The following is a 17,695-nucleotide window of genomic DNA, read 5'->3' as shown; positions in this document are numbered from 1 at the left end:
GGCCCGGCGAGCCCGCGGTCAACGCGCTGGAGACCAAACAGCGCTCCGAAATGGCGGCAGATGGCGGCAAACGCCGGCGCGGGCGGAGATCGTGCGCTATCCTGTTGACGTAGACGCTTTCTGGTCCAATGTTTGCGAACATGGCGTGGCGGCGCTGGAGCTGAGAGACCACGGGCTATCGCACCGCGATAGACGTTGCCTCACCTCCAATCACCTGCCGTAACCATGAGGGTCAATTCATGAACTTGTATTATCGCGCACTCAGCACGGTACTCTTCTCGGCGACGCTCGCGGCCGCCGCGCTCTCTCCGGTCGATGCCGAGGCGTCGTCGTCGAGGCAGCCCACCAAGGTCGAGCGCCTCGTGTTCCCGGTGACCCTCTCCGACGGCAACACGTACGACGTCGTCGGATACCTCTACTATCAGGGTCACGCCAAGTACCGCCCCCTTCAGGTGCTCGTCCACGGCCTGACCTACACGCACGAGTACTGGGATCTCCCGTCGTTCGGCGGACACGATTACTCCTATGCCCGGCACATGGCGAAGGAGGGATACGCCGTCCTGGCGCTCGATATGCTCGGGGCCGGAGAGAGCAGCCGGCCCGACGGCGACTCCCTCGACCTGGCCAAGACCGCCGACAGCGTCCATCAGATCATCACCGAGATGCGCACGCCGGGCGGCGTCTACAAGACGCCCTTCACGAAGGTCGCGCTCGTCGGTCACTCGAACGGCGCCATCATCAACACGTTCGTTCAGAGCACCTACAATGACGCCGACGTCCTCGTGAACACCGGCCTCGCCTTCACGCCGCACCCGATCCCCGTCCCCCCGGAGGCGATCTCCGCGCTGCTGCAGACGCCCTATATCGCGATCCCGCCGGACATGCGCACCGCCATCTTCTACGACACCGCGAACGCGAACCCGGCGCTCATCGATTTTGACAACGCCACCGTCGCCGACACGTTCACGCGCGGGCAGTTCCTGAGCCTCCTCGCCGTCTCCGAGGACCCGACGCTCGCCGGCATCGACGAGGTGACGAGCCCGGTGTTCATCCAGTTCGGGGAGACCGACGCGCTGCAGCCGGCGTCGTACGCGGACTCCGACGCGGCGCTCTATGCCAGCGCCGAGAGCGTCACGACCGCGGTCGTCCCCGACACGGGCCATATCCTGAACGCCCATTACCGCGCGCGGGTCGGCTGGGAGCAGATCGACTGCTGGGTCCACCACAACATGGGCTGGTAGGGCGCGATCGGCGCCTCGGGCAGCGCCGCCTGCCCGGACCGCCGCGGCCGGCGGCCGCCGCCCTCCCCCGCCCGGGCGGCGGCGCGCAGGCTTGGCGGCCGCTGTCCGGGGCCTATGCTGCCCCCATGCGCGAACAGCTCGCCAAGACGCTCGGGGAGGTCTTCTGGACCGATCTCCGCACCCATACAGCGCGCGACGCGGTCATCGTGGTCGCCGCCGATCTCGACCTCCTGGACGTCGGCGAGGCCATGGCCGCGAACGACACGGCCGCGGTGGAGGCGTGGATCGCGGCCGGCAAGCTGACCAAGCCGACGGCCGCCGATCTCGCGCGCTGGCCGCAGCAGCACGATCTGCGCTTCCTGTCGGTCGTGGTCGCGCCGTTCGTGCTGATCCGCCAGCCGCCCTCGCCGCCGCCCTCTTGAGGCGCGCCGACGGCGCGACGTGATATCGTCGCCCGCATGCGCCGGTTCGAGTTCGTGCAGGGGACGAGCGCCAAGTTCTGGATGGCCGACGTGGACGACACGACCTTCATCGTCGTCTACGGGCGGCTGGGGACCGCCGGGCAACGCAAGGAGAAGGCGTTCCCCACGGCGGAGGCCGCGCAGCGCGAGTGCGACAAGAAGATCGCGGAGAAGCTCAGGGAGGGCTACCAGGAAGTGGCCGCCGCCGGGGGCGGCGCGCCCGCCGGCGGCGCCCCCGCAGCCACCCCCGGAGCGGCCGCGCCCCCGCAGCCGCCGAAGCTCGATCTGCCGCCGCGCGTCCAGCCGGGCGAGGCCACCGAGGCGCGGCGCAAGGCGGCCGTCCACGCGCTCGCCGCCGTCTCGGCCGCGCGCGGCCGGCGGAGCTGGGTGCTCGGGCGCGCCGTCCGACGCGCCCGCCGGGCGCTCGAGTCGCTCGGCGGGCTCGATCCCGCGACCGACGGGGCGCTGTCCGCCGCCCTGGACGCGCTCCTCGACCGCGTCGTCGCGCCGAGCGCGCGCGATCGCCTGCCGCTCGTGCGCGCGATCGAGCTGCTCTCGGAGCTCGACGCCGCGGCGTTCGCGCGCGCGGTGCGCGACACCTGGAAGGCCCCACCGGCGACCTCTCCTGCCGCTGGAGCGCTCGCCCTCCTGAAGCGGCAGCTCGAGGAGCTCGACGATCCCGAGCTCGGCCTCCGGCTCGGCGCCCTGCTCGTCGATCGGCCACACAACGGCTCGATGAGCGCCGAGGCCGGGTGGGCGCGGCGCTGGAAGGCGCTCTCGCCGCACCTCGAGGCGCACCTCGCCCACCGCGGGCGCTCGCTGAAGGACCTCCTCGCGAGCATCGACGCGGGCGGCGACCCGCACGTCGCCGAGCGGGTCGCGCGGATGCGCGCGGCGTGAGCTGCTCGGCCTGAGCTGCGCCGAGTGAGCTTCGCGGCCCGAGCTGCGCGTCCGGCGCGCGCCTCGAGGCGACGCTCCGGGCGCCGCGCGGCACCCCGGCATCGGCGACCACGCCCCACCCACAGGCGCACACCGGGGGGAAGCGACGACGCTTCCGTCATCGTCAGATCGACTCTGGCTTGACCTGCACCGCGGGGCTCGCGATTCTCCCAGGCCATCCCGCCGCGGGAGGGCGCCTTGACGAGCTCACCGAACCCGATCGACATCGCGAACGTCAAGCAGCTCGCCACGAGCGGCTCACCCACCCTGGCCGAGGTCGTCGAGGCGTACCTCGAGCAGCCCGATCCAAAACCGGAGACGCCGCCGCGCGAGGGGGCGCTCACCTTCGCGGCGTTCCTGCAGCTGCTCTCGCGCGCGCAGGGCATGCGCTCCCCCGAGCAGCGGCGAGAGCAGTCGACCGACGCGTGGAAGCGCTTCCTCGCGCAGGTCGACGCCGCGCCGCCGCCGCGGCTCGAGCTCGCGGACCTGCTCGTGCGCATCTACGACGAGGGCACGGACGCGGGGCGCAGCGCGCTGCGCGACATCGCCACGAGCGCGCCGCTGGTCTTCGGCGCGTGGGGCGGGCTCAAGCGCATCTACAAGCTGGCCGAGGCGCGGCTCGACGCGGAGCTCTTCGGCGCGCTCGCCTTCCGCTTCGACGTCGAGCTCTCCCGCAGCCGGCGGCGCGAGGTCTCCAGGGGGACGTTGATCTACATGCGCCGCCGCGCGTGGCGCTTCCTGCGCGAGCTCGGCCGGAGCACGCCGGAGCTCTACCCGCAGTTCGCGGTCGAGGTCCTCCGCCACTACGCGCCGGGCACGAGCTTCAGCGACCTCTGGGTCGCGAACCACGTCTGGGCGCACGGCACGGGCAAGTACGACGGGCGCTCGTTCCACGGCAACGTCCCGCCGAACGACATGGTGAAGCACCGCGCCTTCGACGAGGCGTGGAAGCGATCGCCCGATCCGCTGATGCTCCTGCTCTCGGCCTGCCAGGCCGATCCGCCGGCCAAGTTCGCGATCCAGGGGCTCAAGAAGGACTTCGCCGACACCCTGCGGAGCGTCACGCCCGCGTGGCTTTCGCGCCTCGCGTACCGGCCGCTCGCGAGCGCGCACGAGTTCTTGATCGAGACGCTGCTCGGCTCGCCGGAGCTCCACCAGAGCAAGCTGCGGGGCCTCGGGCTGCACGACGCGGCGCTCGCGCTGCTCGGCTCCCCGAGCCCGAAGGCGCGCACGTTCGCGATCGAGTACGCCCGCGCGCACGCGACGGACCTCGACCCGGAGCGCCTCGCCGCGCTGCTCGACTCCGAGCACAAGGACACGCGCGCCTTCGCGGCGTCGGCGCTCCAGGGCAAGAGCCCGCGCGCGCTCGGCCACGCGTTCCTGGGGCGGCTGCTCACGCACAGCGAGACCGAGGCGTGGGCCAGCAAGGCCCTGAGCGAGAGCTTCGACCGCGCCGAGCTGCCCGAGGGCTTCCTCATCGACATGCTCTACGGCGAGTCCGAGCAGAAGAAGTGGGCCGCCGCGTACTTCAAGGCCAAGTACCGGCCCGGCGAGCCGGGGGCGGGCTTCTGGGTGCGCGTGCTCGACGACCCGCGCCACGAGGACGACTACCAGGCGACGAAGTCCGCGCTCGACGCGCTCGGCAAGTACCCGATCGCGGCGATCGGGACGCCGTGGCTGCTCGGCGCGCTCACGCGCAAGCGCCTCGGGTCCACGGTCGCGACCTGGCTCCAGAAGGCCGACGCCCTGCCCGACCTGACGGCCGAGGGCGTCGAGCGCCTGAAGGGGCTCGTCTTCAGCGCCGAGACGCGCGCGGTCGCGCTGGAGGTGCTCGGCAACCCGAAGATCGTGTCGCCGCGGCAGCTCACGCTGCCCTGGCTGCTCGCGCTCGCGCGGCGCGCCGATCCGACGCTCAACGGCTTCGCGCGCCGCTACCTCCTCTCGCACATGAAGCCGCAGGACTTCGACGCGGGGCAGGACGCGAGCGGCCGCGGCGACCGCGAGGCGGGCACGGCGAGGCTGTTCGCGCTCGCGCTCGGCGAGAAGGAGCCCGAGCCGATGCGCGCGTTCGCGCAGACGTACCTGCGCTGCCACCACCCCGTCCTCGGGCCCGAGCAGAGCGAGGCCAAGGAGCTCGAGCTGAAGCCTTCGCTCAAGCGAGGCGCGTTCACCGCCGAGCGCATCTGGCCCGCGCTCTCCGACAAGCGGGACGACGTCCGGCGCTTCGCCGCGCTCATCACGCGCGCCGAGCTCCGGGCGTGGGGCTACCAGACGCGCGTTTACGAGCTCGCGCACAGCGACGCGAAGGAGGTGCGCAACATCGCCTTCGACGCGCTCCGCAAGGTCGGCGATCCGTCGGCCGATCCGGCGATCGCGCTCACGCCGGAGGAGCTCGATCCGGCGCAGGTCTTCGCGCTCACGGAGAGCCTGAAGAAGAGCGCGCGCGAGCTCGGCCTCTCGCTCATCCTGAAGCACTACGCGCGGCTCGGCGGCCCGGAGCGCCTCGGCTGGCTGATGCAGAGCGCCGACCGCGAGGTGCGCCTCTTCGCCGTGCGGATGCTCTGGGAGAAGCACCGGCCGCGCCATCTGCCGCCGGGCTGGCGGCCGCGCGGGGCGCGCGGAGACGACGCGCGCCCCGCGGCGGAGCTGCCCGAGGACGCCGGGCGGTTCGCGGACGTCGAGGCGCTCCGGCGCTTCCTGCGGTACGTGCTGTCCGGGATCCCCGCGGGGCGGTCGCCGGAGCCGGGCGACGACGCGGGCTCGCGCAGGCGCCTCTCGGCGAGCGAGGCCAAGCGGCACGTGATCGAGGTCGTGCGCGATCTCGCGGTCGAGGACGCGGCGTTCGCGGCGCTCGTCGCCCCCGTCATCGCCGAGTTCACCGGGTCGATCGCGAAGGGCGAGTGGCAGGCGTGCCTGGCGGCGCTCCTGCGGCTCAAACACGCGCACCCGGGGCTCGAGATCGAAGGCCTGGGAGCCGTCGGCGAAGGCCGGGCGCTCCCCGGCGTCGGACAGGAGACCGCATGAGCCACGCGATCGGCCATTACGAGAAGGTCCGCGCGCTCGCGATCGGCCCGCGGCTCCTCGCGGTCGGCGGCGTGCGCGCGCCGGTGCCGGGCGAGACGCACGGGACGCGCGAGACGCAGACCACGCCATCCCCCGCCAGCGCGAGCCAGGTGACGCTGTTCGATCACGTGGCGAACAAGCCGGTGCGCTCGATCGACGTGCCCGCGCACGTGCTGGGCCTCGCCTTCGCGGGCGACCTGCTCGCGGCGGCGTGCTCCGACGGGGCGCTTCGCCTCGTCGCGGGCGGCGGGACCGACGTGCGGGCGATCGACGCGCACCCGGGCGGCGCCACGGCGATCGCCGCGGGCGTGTCGCAGAACGCCGGCGCGCGCCTCGCGACCGTGGGGGTCGACGGCGCGCTGCGGGTGTTCCGCGTCGGCGAGGCCGCCGGCTCCCCTGCCCCGCAGCCCGGCGCCGCGGTCGAGATCGCGTCGTTCGCGCTCTCGGCCGCTCCGCTCCGCGCCGTCGCCTTCGATCCTGCCGGCGAGCTCTGCGCGGCGGCAGGCGACGACGGCGTCGTCCGCGTGGTCACGCTGGCGACGGGCGCCGTCCGCGCCATGCCGGGCCACGACGGGCCGGTCACGGCGCTCGCGTTCACGCCGCGCGACGGGCGGCTGGCGTCGGGCGGCGACGACGGCACCGTGCGCCTCTGGTACCTCGTCGGCGACGTCGAGTGCGAGGTGCGCGGCGCGGACGGGAGCGGTCACGCGGGCGGCGTCCGCGCGCTCCTGTGCCTGCCCACCCCGCCGCCGCAGGAAGACGGCAAGGAGAGCGGCGACCGCCTGCTGTCCGCAGGCGCGGACGGCGCGATCCGCATCCACCGGCTCGAGGACAAACGCAAGCCGCGCACGCTGGAGACGAGCGCGCTGGCGCTCCACGCGCTGGCGCTCGCGCCGGCCGCCGCGCGCAAAGGCGCGCGCGGGCAGGCCGCCCGCGGCGGCGCGGACGCGAAGGACGGGCTCGGCGCCGTCTTCGCCGCGGGGGACCGGCGCACGGTATGGCGCTTCCCGATCGACGCCGCCGGCGCGCCCGCGGACGGCACCGCCGAGCTCGCGCACGGCTTCGATGTGCTCGCCCAGGCGCTCTCGGGCGCCCGGCCGGCGCGCGAGAGCGCCGTCAAGACGCTCGCCTCGCTCGACGAGCCCGAGGCGCTCGAGGCCGCGCTTCCCGTGCTCCGCTCGGACCGCGACGCCGAGGTGCGCGCGCTCGCCGCCCGCGAGCTCGGGGCGAAGGGGCGCCGGGGCGCGCGCGCGAAGCTGCGCGAGGCGCTCGACGACGAGAGCCCGAACGTCCGCATGGCCGCGCTCGAGGCGCTCCGCGCGATCGAGCGCGACACGCCGCTCGCCCCGCTCCGGGCGGCGCTCGATGCCCGCGCCGCGGACGTCCAGCGCCGGGCGCTCCTCGAGCTCCGGAAGCTCTACGGCAGCTCGCCGCTCATCCCGGGGCTCATCGCCGAGAAGCTCGCCGGCCGCGACGCCTCCGTGCGGCTCACGGCGCTCGACCAGCTCCAGCAGATCTACCCGGACGGCCCGCAGCCGCTCCGCGCCGCCTTCGAGCGCGGCCCGGCCGACCTCCGGGTCGAGGCGCTCATCCGGGCGGCGCTCGCCGGCTGGCTCTCGGCGCCGGAGTTCGCGCCGATCGCGGCGCGCGCGCTCGACGACGAGGACGCCGAGGTGCGCCGCATCGCGTTCGCGGCGAAGGTGATCGAGCGGCGCGCGCTCGCCCACGCGCTCGAGGCGCGCGACGAGGATCTCGGCCGCGCGGCGATCGACATCGCGCGGCGCGCGGCCGAGGTCCTGCGGCGCGCCGGCGCGGGCGGCGCGGGCGGCGCGGAGAAACCCGCGGCGAACGCGAAGGAGGGGGCGAAGGACGCCGCGAAGGCGGCCGACGAGGCGGCCATCAAGGCGGCGCGCGCCCGGATCCCCGGCGTGGGCAGCCCGGGGGCCGAGCCCGCCGAGGCCGACCTCGAGCCGCTGCTCACCGCGATGGCGTGCCGCACGCCGGACACGGCGGTGCGTGGGGCGCGCGGCCTCGCGCAGCTCGGCGACACGCGCGCCCTCGGCGCGCTGCTGCAGCTCACGCGCGAGCAGGACCCGTCGCTGCGACGGCAGGCGGCGACCGCGCTCGCCGAGCTCCGGGACACCCGCGCCGAGAAGCGCCTCATCTGGATGCTCGACGACGCGGACGGTGCGGTGCGCGCCGCGGCGCACGACGCCTACGCGCGGCTCCAGCCGTCGGCCCCGCTCACCGTGGCCGAGGCGTCGCTCCGGTCGTCGCAGGAGGACATCCGCGTCCGCGGGCTCGACCGGCTCGTGGCGCTCGCCGGCGAGGGCAAGGGACCGAGGCCGCCCGAGGCCGAGGCGCTGCTCGCCGACGCGATCGAGGACGAGTCGCCCAAGGTCCGCCGCGAGGCGTTCCGGACGCTCTGGTCGTGGCACGCCTCGGATCCGCAGACGGCGCTCGACCGCGCCCAGCTCGCGCGCTTCCCCGACCTGCGCCTGCGCGCCGTCGAGGAGCTCAAGGCGCACGGCGAGCAACCGTGGGCTGCGGAGCGGCTGCACGCGGCCATCGGCGACCGCGACCCGAGCGTGGCCCAGGCCGCGTACGACGCCGTCGTCAAGCTGCGCGGCAAGGAGGCCGCGGAGCCGCACCTCGCCGCCATGGCGTCGATCCACCCCTCGGTCCGGGAGAGCGGCGCGCGCGGGGCCGCGGGCATGCCGGCGGGCGACGACACGCGCAACTCCCTGCTCCGGCTGCTCGCCACGCGCGTGCCGGTGGGCGAGGCCGCGCGCAGCGCCCTGAGCAAGCTGCTCGAGGACGAGCACGCGGGGCCGCGCATCGCCGCGATCGAGGCGCTCGACAAGCTCCTGCCGGGCGAGGCGGGGCCGCTCCACATCGGCCTCCAGTCGAGCCACCTCGACCTCCGGGTGCGGGCGGCCGAGCTCTGCGCCGTCCGGCGCGACGAGCAGCTGATCAACCCGATGCGGGCGCTCCTCGCCGATCAGTCCCTCTTCAAGCAGCTGCCGATCCAGGTCCTCGGCCCGCTGCGCGCCCGCGCCGCGACCGCGCTGGCGACGCTGGGATCGCCGCGCCTCGTCAAGTACTTCGCCACCGAGCTGCTCAAGGACGAGTACCCCGACGTGCGCGAGCAGGCCGCGCGCGGGCTCGCGATGGCCGCCCGCCGCGGCGAGGAGGGCTACCTGCTCGACGCCATGGGCCACGCCGACGTCGCGGTGCGGTCGTGGGCCGCCGACGGGCTCGCGCGGCTCGGCGACGTGCGGGCGCTGCCGGTGCTCACGGGCACGCTGCGCCACGAGCACCCGCCCATCCGCGTCGCGACGATCATGTCGTTCGCGGCGCTCGGGCCCGAGGGCTACGGCGGCATGCTGCAGGGCCTCGAGGACAGCTCGCGCGAGGTGCAGGAGATCGTCTTCGCGATCGTGCTCGCGCGCGACCTCAGGGCCTTCCGCCGCGGCGACCCGCCGGACCTCCTGACGAGCGCGCTCTCGTCGCAGCGCTCCGACGTGCGCTTCGCCGCGGCGCGCGCGCTGGAGCTCCGCACCGATCCGGAGCTGTACCTCGCCCACCTCATCGAGGCGCTGATGCCCCCGCGCCCCGACACGGCGGAGCAGGGCCGCGCGGCCGACGGCGAGAAGCCCGCCGGCACGAAGGACTGGCCGCCCGAGGTCGCGCGCGGGCGCATCCTCGTCGGCCTCGCCGAGGCGCTCGCCAGCGACGACCCGCAGCAGCGCTACGCGGCCGCGCAGGTGCTCCGCATCCGGCGCAAGCCGGTCGAGTACTTCCGCGAGGCGAAGCGCGTGGCCGCGCTGCGCCCCGCGGGCGCCCACGTCGTGGCGGACACGACCCCGCGCGCCGCGGAGGAGACCGACACGAAGCCCGCGAAGGGGTGGCTCCGCCGCCTCTTCGCGCAGCCCGAGCCGAGCGGGCAGAGCGGCCAGAAGCAGAGCGACAAGCCGGCCGGCGACGCGGTCCCGGAGGGCGAGCAGCGGCGGCTGCGCTGGCTCGCGTTCGGCGCGTACATGGGCCTCCTCCGGCAGGTCTCGGCGGGCGACGACGAGGCGCACCGCACGCGCCGCGACGCCATCGATCGCATCGTCGACGTCTGCGCCAAGGGGCACGTCAGCAGCACGGCCGCCGTCCCGCCGCTCGTCCGGGCGCTCGACGACCCGCACCACCTCGTGCGCAAGGCGGCGTTCGCGGGGCTCAAGGCGCTCTTCCCGGCGGGGGCGGGCGAGCCGCTCGCGCTCGGGCTCGCCTCGGCGTCGGCCGACGTGGCGCGGACCGCGCTCGACGAGATCGCCGCGCGCGGCGGCGACGCCCGCCCGGAGATCGTGCGCGCGCTCAGCTCCGCGCTGCCCGACGTGCGCCGCTACGCCTTCGAGCTCCTGGAGCGGCTCTCTCCGAAGGGCAGCCTCGACCCGCTCCTCGCGGCGCTCGGCAGCGAGCACGCCGACCTCCGCCTCGGCGTGCTCGAGCGCCTCGCGTCGTCGAGCGATCCGCGCATCGTGCCCGCCCTGTGCCGCGCGATGGAGAGCGATCACGACGACCTGCGCCTGCGCGCCGCGGAGCTCCTCGCCCGCAGCCGCGACGATCGCGCGGTCGACGTGCTCTCGGCGTTCCTGCGCGAGGGCGCGGCCGCGCCGGCGGCGCGCGCCCGCAAGGCGCTCGTCGCGCTCGCGAGCGACGCGGCGGTGCGGGCGCTCGCGGCGCGCATGGATGAGGCCACCACGCCGGCGGACCGCGCCGCGCTGGCGAGCGCGCTCGGGAGCACGCGGAACCCCGCGGCCACCGCCCCGCTCGCGGCGCGCTTCGACGACGAGGCGGCCGAGGTCCGGAGCGCCGCGCTCAAGGCGTGCCTCGAGATCGTCGACAAGGGGCGCGAGCGCGAGAAGCGCGAGACGGCGCTCGCGCTCGCCTTCCTCGCCGCCGCCACGCGCGCGAAGGACCCGGCGCTGCGCCTCGCCGCGGCGCGCGAGCTCGATCTCGGCGACGATCCCGCGCAGAACGACCTCCTTGTCGCGCTCTTCGCGGATCGCGATCTCCCCACGCGCGTCGCGGCCGTGACCTCGTACGCGAAGCGCGTCAAGGGCGATCGACAGGAGCGCGCGCCCTCGGGGCCGCTCGAGGCCGTGCTGCGCGCGGGCGCGCGCGAGCTCGTGCTGCCCGCCGCGGAGGGGGTGGCCGAGCGGGGCCTCGCGTCAGCGCTCCGGCCGCTCCTCCTCGTCGTGCGCGCGGGCGAGCCCGGGGAGCGGGAGCGCGCGCTGCTCGCGCTAGGCACGCTCGGCGACGCCCGCGCCCTGGAGGAGCTCGAGGCGGTGGCCGCCGGCGGCACCAAGGAAGCGCCCATCGAGCCGAGCATGCAGGCCGCCGCCACGGAGGCGCTCGGCCGCATGGCCCCGAAGCTCGGGAGCGCCGAGCTCCGCAAGCGCGCCTCGGAGCGCGTCGAGCAGGCGCTCCACGCGGACTCCATCGATCTCCGCGAGTCGGCGGCGAAGGGCGTGCGCTGGATCGGCGGCGAGCGCGCCCGCGTGCTGCTCGAGGAGCTCGTGCGCGCCGGCGACACGCCCGACAGGCTCCGCGTCGTCGCGGTGAACGAGCTCGGCCTGCTCGGCGACGGCGCGGCCGAGCCCGCGCTCGCCCGCGCGCTCGACTCGCGGAGCAGCGAGGTCCGCAAGAACGCGCGCAAGGCGCTGGAGAAGCTCTTCCCTGGCGAGCGGACGCGCGTCGAGCTCCTCGCGGTCGGGAGCGAGTACGACGACATCGCGGGCCCGGCGGCGAGCTACCTCGCCGCGGAGGCCGACCCGGCCGAGCTCTTGCCGCGGCTCGCGGCGCTCAAGGACGAGGACCTGCGGCAGCGCCTCGCCATGGGCCTGCTCCGCCGCGGCGCGCTGCCTGTGGCCGCGCTGCTGCGCATGCTCGAGGACGAGCGCGCCCCGGCGCGGCAGGAGGCCGCGCGGCTCATCGCCGCAGGCACCGTGGCCGGCGATCGCTCGGCCCTCGCGGGCGCGCTCGCCGCAGCGGCGCAGCGCACCGCGGAGCGCTGGTCGGCCGCGCACGGCGACGAGCGCAGCGCCGAGGCCGCGGCGTGGCGCGAGCTCCTCTGGGCCGCGGGGCGCGCCGGCGCGACCGCGACGGCGCCCGCGCTGCGCGCGCTCCTCTCGAACGACAGCGCCCCCGGCGAGGTCCGCCGCGAGGCCGCGCGCGCCCTCGGCGCGCTCGAGTCGGCCGCGAGGTCCGCAGGGGCCGCGCCGCCCGCGGGCGCCGTGGAGGCGCTCACGGCGGCCCTCAAGGACATGGACGCCGGCGTCCGGGCCTCGGCGTCGGCCGCGCTCGCCGCGCTCGCGCCGGACGGCTCGGCCGCGATCGCCGTGGCGGTGAGGCCGTTCGACCCGGTCGCCTTCGGGCCGACCGCGCGCGTCGCCTCGCCCGAGGCGCTCGCGGCGCTCGCCGCGACCGAGCCGGGCCGGCGCCTCGCGCTGCCGTCGATCCTCGCGCGCCATGACGTCGCCGCGCTCGCCCCGCTGATCTCGCTCGCGCAGGGCAGCGGCGGCGACGCCTCCGCGCGCCTCGACGCCATCGCGGCGCTCGGCCGCGCAGGCGGCGAGCGCGCGCTCGAGGCGCTCGCCGCGCTCGCCTTCGACAAGGAGAAGGCCAAAGAGAAGGCCGACGTCGCCGTCCGCAAGGCCGCGTACCGAGCGTACCGCCGCGCGAAGCGCAAGGCGGCGGATCCCCGCGCGGCGCGGCTCGCGACCGCGCCCTCCCCCGCATCGCCCGAGACCCCCGAAGGAGTCAACGCATGACGGCCGCACTCGCCCGCCCGATCCTCCTCCGGTACGCCGCCCCGAGCGAGCTCGCCGCCGCCCCGCTCCACTCGAGCGTGCGCCTCTCCCTCGACGGCGCCCGCGGCCCGGTCGGCGTGCGCGGCACCGTCCGCGACGCGGCGCTCTTCCGCGACGCGATGGCCGCGCTGGCGACCATCCTGGAGAGCGATCTCCGGTACAAGGGCCGGGATCGGACCGCGTACCTCGCCTACCTGATGAAGCAGGGCAAGAAGGCGACGGCGGCCATCTGGGAGGCGCAGAAGGCGTTCCTGGAGGGCGCCTTCCCCGACGACGCGGCGACCCAGGGCGACGGCTCCGCCGCGAAGCCGCGGGCCTCCGGCGCGCTCGATCCCGTGCTCACGGTGCACCCGGACGAGGTCTCGATCGAGGTCTTCTCGCGCGACGAGAGCGCCTACGCCCGGCTCGCCTTCTCCAGCGACCTCTTCGAGGGCCGCGAGGCGGCCCACGGCACCGCCTTCGTCGATCTCTCGCCGCGCATCGTCGAGCAGATCGATCGCCTGCGCGCCTACGCCAAGGTGGAGCTCGACGCAGGCGTGGCGCGCGGCGACGCCGCGGCAGCCCGCGCGACGCCGATCGAGCGCTCGCTCGAGGTCCCGACGACCTGGCTCCGCGGCTTCCTGCAGGTGCAGTCGGCGGCGACGCTGCCCGCGGTCTCCTGCGAACTCGCGCCGATCGATCTCTACAACGCGCTGTTCGTGCTCCGCACCCGCAAGGCGAAGAAGCCGCCCCGCGGCCTGCGCTTCGAGCTCGTCCCCGGCAAGCCGCCGCGCCTCATCCTGGAGCCCTGGGAGATCTTGATCGAGGGCCACGGCCCTCCGTACGAGGGCCCGGCGCGCGTGGTCCGGACCTTCGGCCGGCAGCGGCTGCTCGCGCTGTCGCGGCTCCTGCCGCACGTGCAGCGCGTGCGCGCCGAGCTCCGGGGCCCCGGGCTGCCGGTCTTCTGGGTGCTCGATCTGGGCCGCGCGACGCTGACGATCGCGCTCACGGGCTGGACCGACAGCAGCTGGGCCAGCGCCGCCTCGTTCGACGCCCTGATGCCTCGCGAGGGGAAAGGCGGCGACAAGGCGCGCGCGGCGCTCGACGCGCTCGCGGGCAGGCAGATCGCCCTCCTCCGCGAGCGCGGGCCGCTCCCGCTCGCGGCGCTCGCGGCCGGCGGCGGCGCCGAGGACGCCCGCGCGGCGCTCCAGCTCGAGTGCCTGCGCGGCCGGGTGCTCTACGACGTCGCGCGCCGCGTCTACCGCCCGCGCGAGCTGTTCGCCGATCCGGTGGACGAGCGCGACATCCGCTACAGCTCGCCCCGCGAGGCCGCGGCCCACCGCCTGCTCGGCGCGCCCGGCGCGGTGAGGCCGACCAAGGTGCACGAGATCGCCGGCGAGGGCACCGAGATCCACGGAGAGGTCGCGGACCGGGAGGCGCACCGCGACTTCGCGCCGCGGTTCACGATGGATCTCGAGGGCCGCGTCTCCGACGCGTGGTGCAGCTGCCCCACGTTCCGCCGGAGCGGCCTCCGCGAAGGTCCGTGCGAGCACATGATCGCGCTCCGCGTCGCCTACGCCCGCGAGCGCGCCGAGCGGGACGCCCTGCGCCAGACGGCCGAGGGGCGGTCGCTCATCCGCGCCGAGACCCGCACGTACGTGCGGCGCGAGGCCTCGGGCGCGGAGGTCGTCTACCGTGTCTCCCTGGACGACCGCGTAGTACACCTGTCGTGGGGGGCGCGCGCCGAAGCGCCTCGACACCAGCGCATTTGGTTTGACACGGACGGCGAAGCGCGCGACGCGTATTTCAAGAGACTGGATGCATTGACGTCCTCCGGGTTCGTGGACGCCGACGCGTCGTCAGCATGAGAGAGGAAAGGAGGTCAAGAAAAAGAGATTGTTCGTGTTGCCAGGAGAGGTTCTGAACGCACCAGCCTCCACGCCTCGAGCGTAGGAGCGGCGTCGCGCCGCTCTGGAGGAACCGCCAGTCACTCTCCGCAAGGTAGCCTGTTCTTGGTTCTCTTCGGCTAGACGAGCCCTACGGCGTCGGGAGAGCTGAGACAACCTCGCGAACGCCGTTTCTCCCGACGCCGTAGGGCTCGTCTAGCCGGAGAACCGGTGAGGCTACCGTGCACCAAGCGATGAAGGTGATGCGCTTGGAGCCTCTCTTGGCGACATGAGACAGCGATCGACGGTCCGGTGTCCCGAGGACAGATCGCTTCCATCGTGACTCACCACCACGCTCCCACCGAGACATGACCGCGAAGATCGACGCGACCGTTCAAGCCCGAGCCCCCGTCGTTCTCCCCATCACGACGCCGCCTGCCCCCGGCGGCGCGGCGGCGCGCTTCCACGCCGCCGCAGGCGCAGAAGCGCGCCGGCTCGCCCACGAGGAGCGCGTCGCCCGCTGGAAGGCGATCGACGAGGCGGGCGGGATCGACGCGTGGGTGAGCGCGGAGCTCACGTCGAAGGGCGCCCTCGCGACCGGCGATCCCAAGGCGATGTCCGACCGGGAGCGCGCGCAGTGGAAGGAGCGCAAGAAGGTCGAGGCCCGGGAGCGCCGCTCGCTGCGCCGCCTGGCCTGGGAGGCCTACGTCGCCACGCACGTCAACCACCTCGGCGCGGGCGTGCACTGGAGCGACCGTGGCGGGCCGGACAGGCTCGATGTGCCCGGGCTGAGCGAGCGCGCGCGGGCGCACGGCCTCCCCGACCTGCCGGGCGCGGCCGAGCTCGCGAGCGCGCTGGGGCTGTCGATCCCGCGGCTCCGCTGGCTCGCGTACCACCGCGAGGTCGACACGGGCACCCATTACCGGCGGTGGCACATCCCGAAGCGCGACGGCAGCGCGCGCACCATCTCGTCGCCGAAGCGCGATCTGAAGCGCGCGCAGCGCTGGGCGCTCCGCAACCTGTTCGAGAAGCTGCCGGTCCACGCCGCGGCGCACGGCTTCCTGGCGAGCCGATCCATCGTCACGAACGCCGCCGCACACGCGGGCGCCGACACGATCGTCAAGGTGGACATCAAGGACTTCTTCCCGACGATCACGTGGCGCCGGGTGCGCGGCCTGCTCCGCAAGGCGGGCGTGGCCGAGGGTCCCGCGACGCTCGTTGCGCTCCTCTCGACGGAGGCGCCGCGGGACGTCGTGCAGTTCCGAGGGCAGACGCTCTACGTGGCGACGGGCCCGCGCGTGCTCCCGCAGGGCGCGCCCACCTCCCCGGCGATCACGAACGCGATCTGCCTGCGGCTCGATCGGCGCGCGTCCGGCCTCGCGCGCAAGCTGGGGCTTCGTTACACGCGGTATGCCGACGATCTCACGTTCTCCTTCCGCGCGCCCGAGGCGCCGGGCGTCGCCGGCGCCGCGCGGCCGCGCGCGCCGGTGGGCGCGCTGCTCCGCGGGCTCCGGGAGATCCTGAGCTCGGAGGGCTTCCGGCTGCATCCGAGCAAGACCGTGGTGATGCGCAAGGGCAGCCGGCAGAAGGTGACAGGCCTCGTCGTCAACCAGGCGAGCGAGGGGGCGCCGGAGGCGCGGGTCCCGCGCGAGCGGGTGCGCGCGCTGCGGGCGGCGATCCGCAACCGGGAGCTCGGGAGGCCGGGCAAGGGCGAGACGCTCGCGCAGCTCAAGGGGCTCGCGGCGTTCGTGTACATGACGGATCCGGCCAAGGGGCGCGCGTTCCTCGGGCGCATCGAGGCGCTGGAGCGCAGTCAGCCGGCGCCTGCCGGCGAGGCGGGCCCCCACGACGCGCGCCCCGTGCCGACGTAGGGCGGGCTACTCCGCGGCCGACGAGCCCCGGGCCAGCGACGCGGCGCCGGCCGTGCGCCCGCCGCCCCCGCACGTGCGCGTATTCGTGTGATCGCGCGCCGCGCGCCGGTAGGCCGCGGGCGTCGTCGCGAAGTGGCCCCGGAACAGGCGCGTGAAGTGGCTCGTGTCGCGGAAGCCCCAGCGCGCGGCGACCTCGGACACGGCCTCCAGCGGGCGGAGCGAGAGCTCGCTCGCCGCCCGTTCGAGCCGGCGCCGCCGGATGTGCGCGGCCAGCGAGCAGCCCAGCTGCTCGGCCATCACGCCGTCGAGGTAACGGCGGCTCACCCCCTGCGCCCGCGCGATGTCCGCCGGCTGGAGCGTCGGATCGCCGAGGCGAACCTCGATATCGGCCAGCGCCCGCTCGACCCTCGCCTGCGGAAGCTCGGGCGCGCGGCCGCACATCCCGATCGCCTCGAGCACCACGCCGACGGCCGCCACGCAATCGCGCTCCGACAGCGACGAGCTCTCGCACAGGATCTGCCGCAAGAGCCCCGCCACGACCCGCTCGCCCGCGTGCTCTTCGCCGCGCGTGACGGCCGTCCGCAGGTCGACAGGGCCGGTCCGCACCGCGCGCTCGAGCATCGACTCCGGAGGTGTCGCCACGTGGGTCAGTTCCATCGTGGACCATCCGCCGCGTCGAATCGGGCCAGGCGAGGGCCGCCTCGACACACCACCTTGGGGCCAGGCGTTCGACCCCGGAGGAACATCATGTCTGCCGCCCAGATCATTCGCGTGCCCATTCTACGCTTTCGCATGCTCAACGCCCACCTGCTCGTCGGCGCCACGGGTTGCGTGCTTGTCGATGCCGGCGTGACGGACGCGACGCCCAGGGTGGGCGAGGCGCTGGCGCGCGCGGGCCGTGGCTGGTCCGACTTGAAGGCGATCGTGGTCACTCACGCCCACGTCGACCATGCCGGGAGCGCCGCCGAGCTGCGCGAGCGCTCTGGAGCGCTCGTCGTCGCCCACGAGGCCGAGGTCGAGCACCACAACGGGCGTGCTCCGATGACGTTCTGTCCGACGGGTTGGTTCGGCCGCTTGTTCGTCCGGGCCCCTCTCGTGCACGAGCGCTACGCGCCCGTCGCGCCCGACATCGTGCTGTCCGGCAACGAGACGCTCGACATGCTGGGCGAAGGAAGGAGCGTGGGGCCGCCGACGTATACGCTCCATGGCCAGGTCCCAACAAGGGAGTGGCGAGTCGACCGATCACGGCCGTTGCCTGTTGAAGCAACAGCGCTCCCACGCTGCACGAGGACACTCCCCGACAGCGTCGAGCGGGCGTCCCGCTTGCGTGGTTCAAGCGTGAACCCCGCGTGAGGTCATGCCGCTGCGATGCTGCTTTCTCCGCGAGGTGCCTGG

The 17,695-nt window shown here is 75.0% G+C and carries 9 protein-coding genes; 8 read left to right on the top strand and 1 reads right to left on the bottom strand.

The features are described 5' to 3' along the window. Positions 1 to 239 precede the first annotated feature (239 nt). The 7 genes from WME95_RS10930 (at position 240) to WME95_RS10900 (ending at position 16,300) form a co-directional block, all read left to right on the top strand. The gene (locus WME95_RS10930) at positions 240 to 1,241 is read left to right on the top strand and encodes an alpha/beta hydrolase (RefSeq protein ID WP_437908331.1); all 1,002 of its coding nucleotides are present in this window, start codon (positions 240 to 242) and stop codon (positions 1,239 to 1,241) included. A gap of 125 nt (positions 1,242 to 1,366) precedes the next feature. Continuing rightward, positions 1,367 to 1,663 (top strand): DUF2288 domain-containing protein, encoded by a 297-nt coding sequence (locus WME95_RS10925; RefSeq protein WP_437908330.1) that lies wholly within the window; start codon positions 1,367 to 1,369, stop codon positions 1,661 to 1,663. 36 nt (positions 1,664 to 1,699) lie between these two features. Next, on the top strand, positions 1,700 to 2,602 hold the full coding sequence (locus tag WME95_RS10920) for a WGR domain-containing protein (protein ID WP_437908329.1): 903 nt from the start codon (positions 1,700 to 1,702) through the stop codon (positions 2,600 to 2,602). A 237-nt stretch (positions 2,603 to 2,839) separates the two neighbouring features. Next, a complete protein-coding gene (locus WME95_RS10915; protein WP_437908328.1) occupies positions 2,840 to 5,665 on the top strand; it encodes a hypothetical protein in 2,826 nt (941 codons plus the stop codon). Continuing rightward, complete coding sequence (locus tag WME95_RS10910; protein ID WP_437908327.1) at positions 5,662 to 12,525, top strand: HEAT repeat domain-containing protein; 6,864 nt, start codon at positions 5,662 to 5,664, stop codon at positions 12,523 to 12,525. Before WME95_RS10915 ends, WME95_RS10910 begins: the two co-directional genes overlap by 4 nt. Further along, complete coding sequence (locus tag WME95_RS10905) at positions 12,522 to 14,411, top strand: SWIM zinc finger family protein (RefSeq protein WP_437716797.1); 1,890 nt, start codon at positions 12,522 to 12,524, stop codon at positions 14,409 to 14,411. Before WME95_RS10910 ends, WME95_RS10905 begins: the two co-directional genes overlap by 4 nt. Before the next feature lie 386 nt (positions 14,412 to 14,797). Then, positions 14,798 to 16,300 carry a reverse transcriptase family protein gene (locus WME95_RS10900; RefSeq protein WP_437908326.1) on the top strand — a complete coding sequence of 501 codons (1,503 nt, stop codon included), beginning with the start codon at positions 14,798 to 14,800 and terminating at the stop codon, positions 16,298 to 16,300. A 6-nt stretch (positions 16,301 to 16,306) separates the two neighbouring features. On the opposite strand, the gene WME95_RS10895 is transcribed toward WME95_RS10900, so the two are convergent. Beyond that, positions 16,307 to 16,957, bottom strand: a complete 651-nt coding sequence (locus tag WME95_RS10895) for a helix-turn-helix transcriptional regulator (protein WP_437908325.1) — start codon at positions 16,955 to 16,957, stop codon at positions 16,307 to 16,309. Between the two features lie 135 nt (positions 16,958 to 17,092). Between WME95_RS10895 and WME95_RS10890 the strand changes: the two genes are divergently transcribed. Continuing rightward, positions 17,093 to 17,653, top strand: a complete 561-nt coding sequence (locus tag WME95_RS10890) for an MBL fold metallo-hydrolase (protein WP_437908324.1) — start codon at positions 17,093 to 17,095, stop codon at positions 17,651 to 17,653. Positions 17,654 to 17,695: the final 42 nt, after the last annotated feature.

The organism is Sorangium sp. So ce327, assembly GCF_051530205.1.
GTDB lineage: Bacteria > Myxococcota_A > Polyangia > Polyangiales > Polyangiaceae > Sorangium > Sorangium cellulosum_B.
The sequence above is the reverse complement of the archived record's forward strand: the minus strand, read 5'-3'. Positions and strand labels throughout refer to the sequence as shown.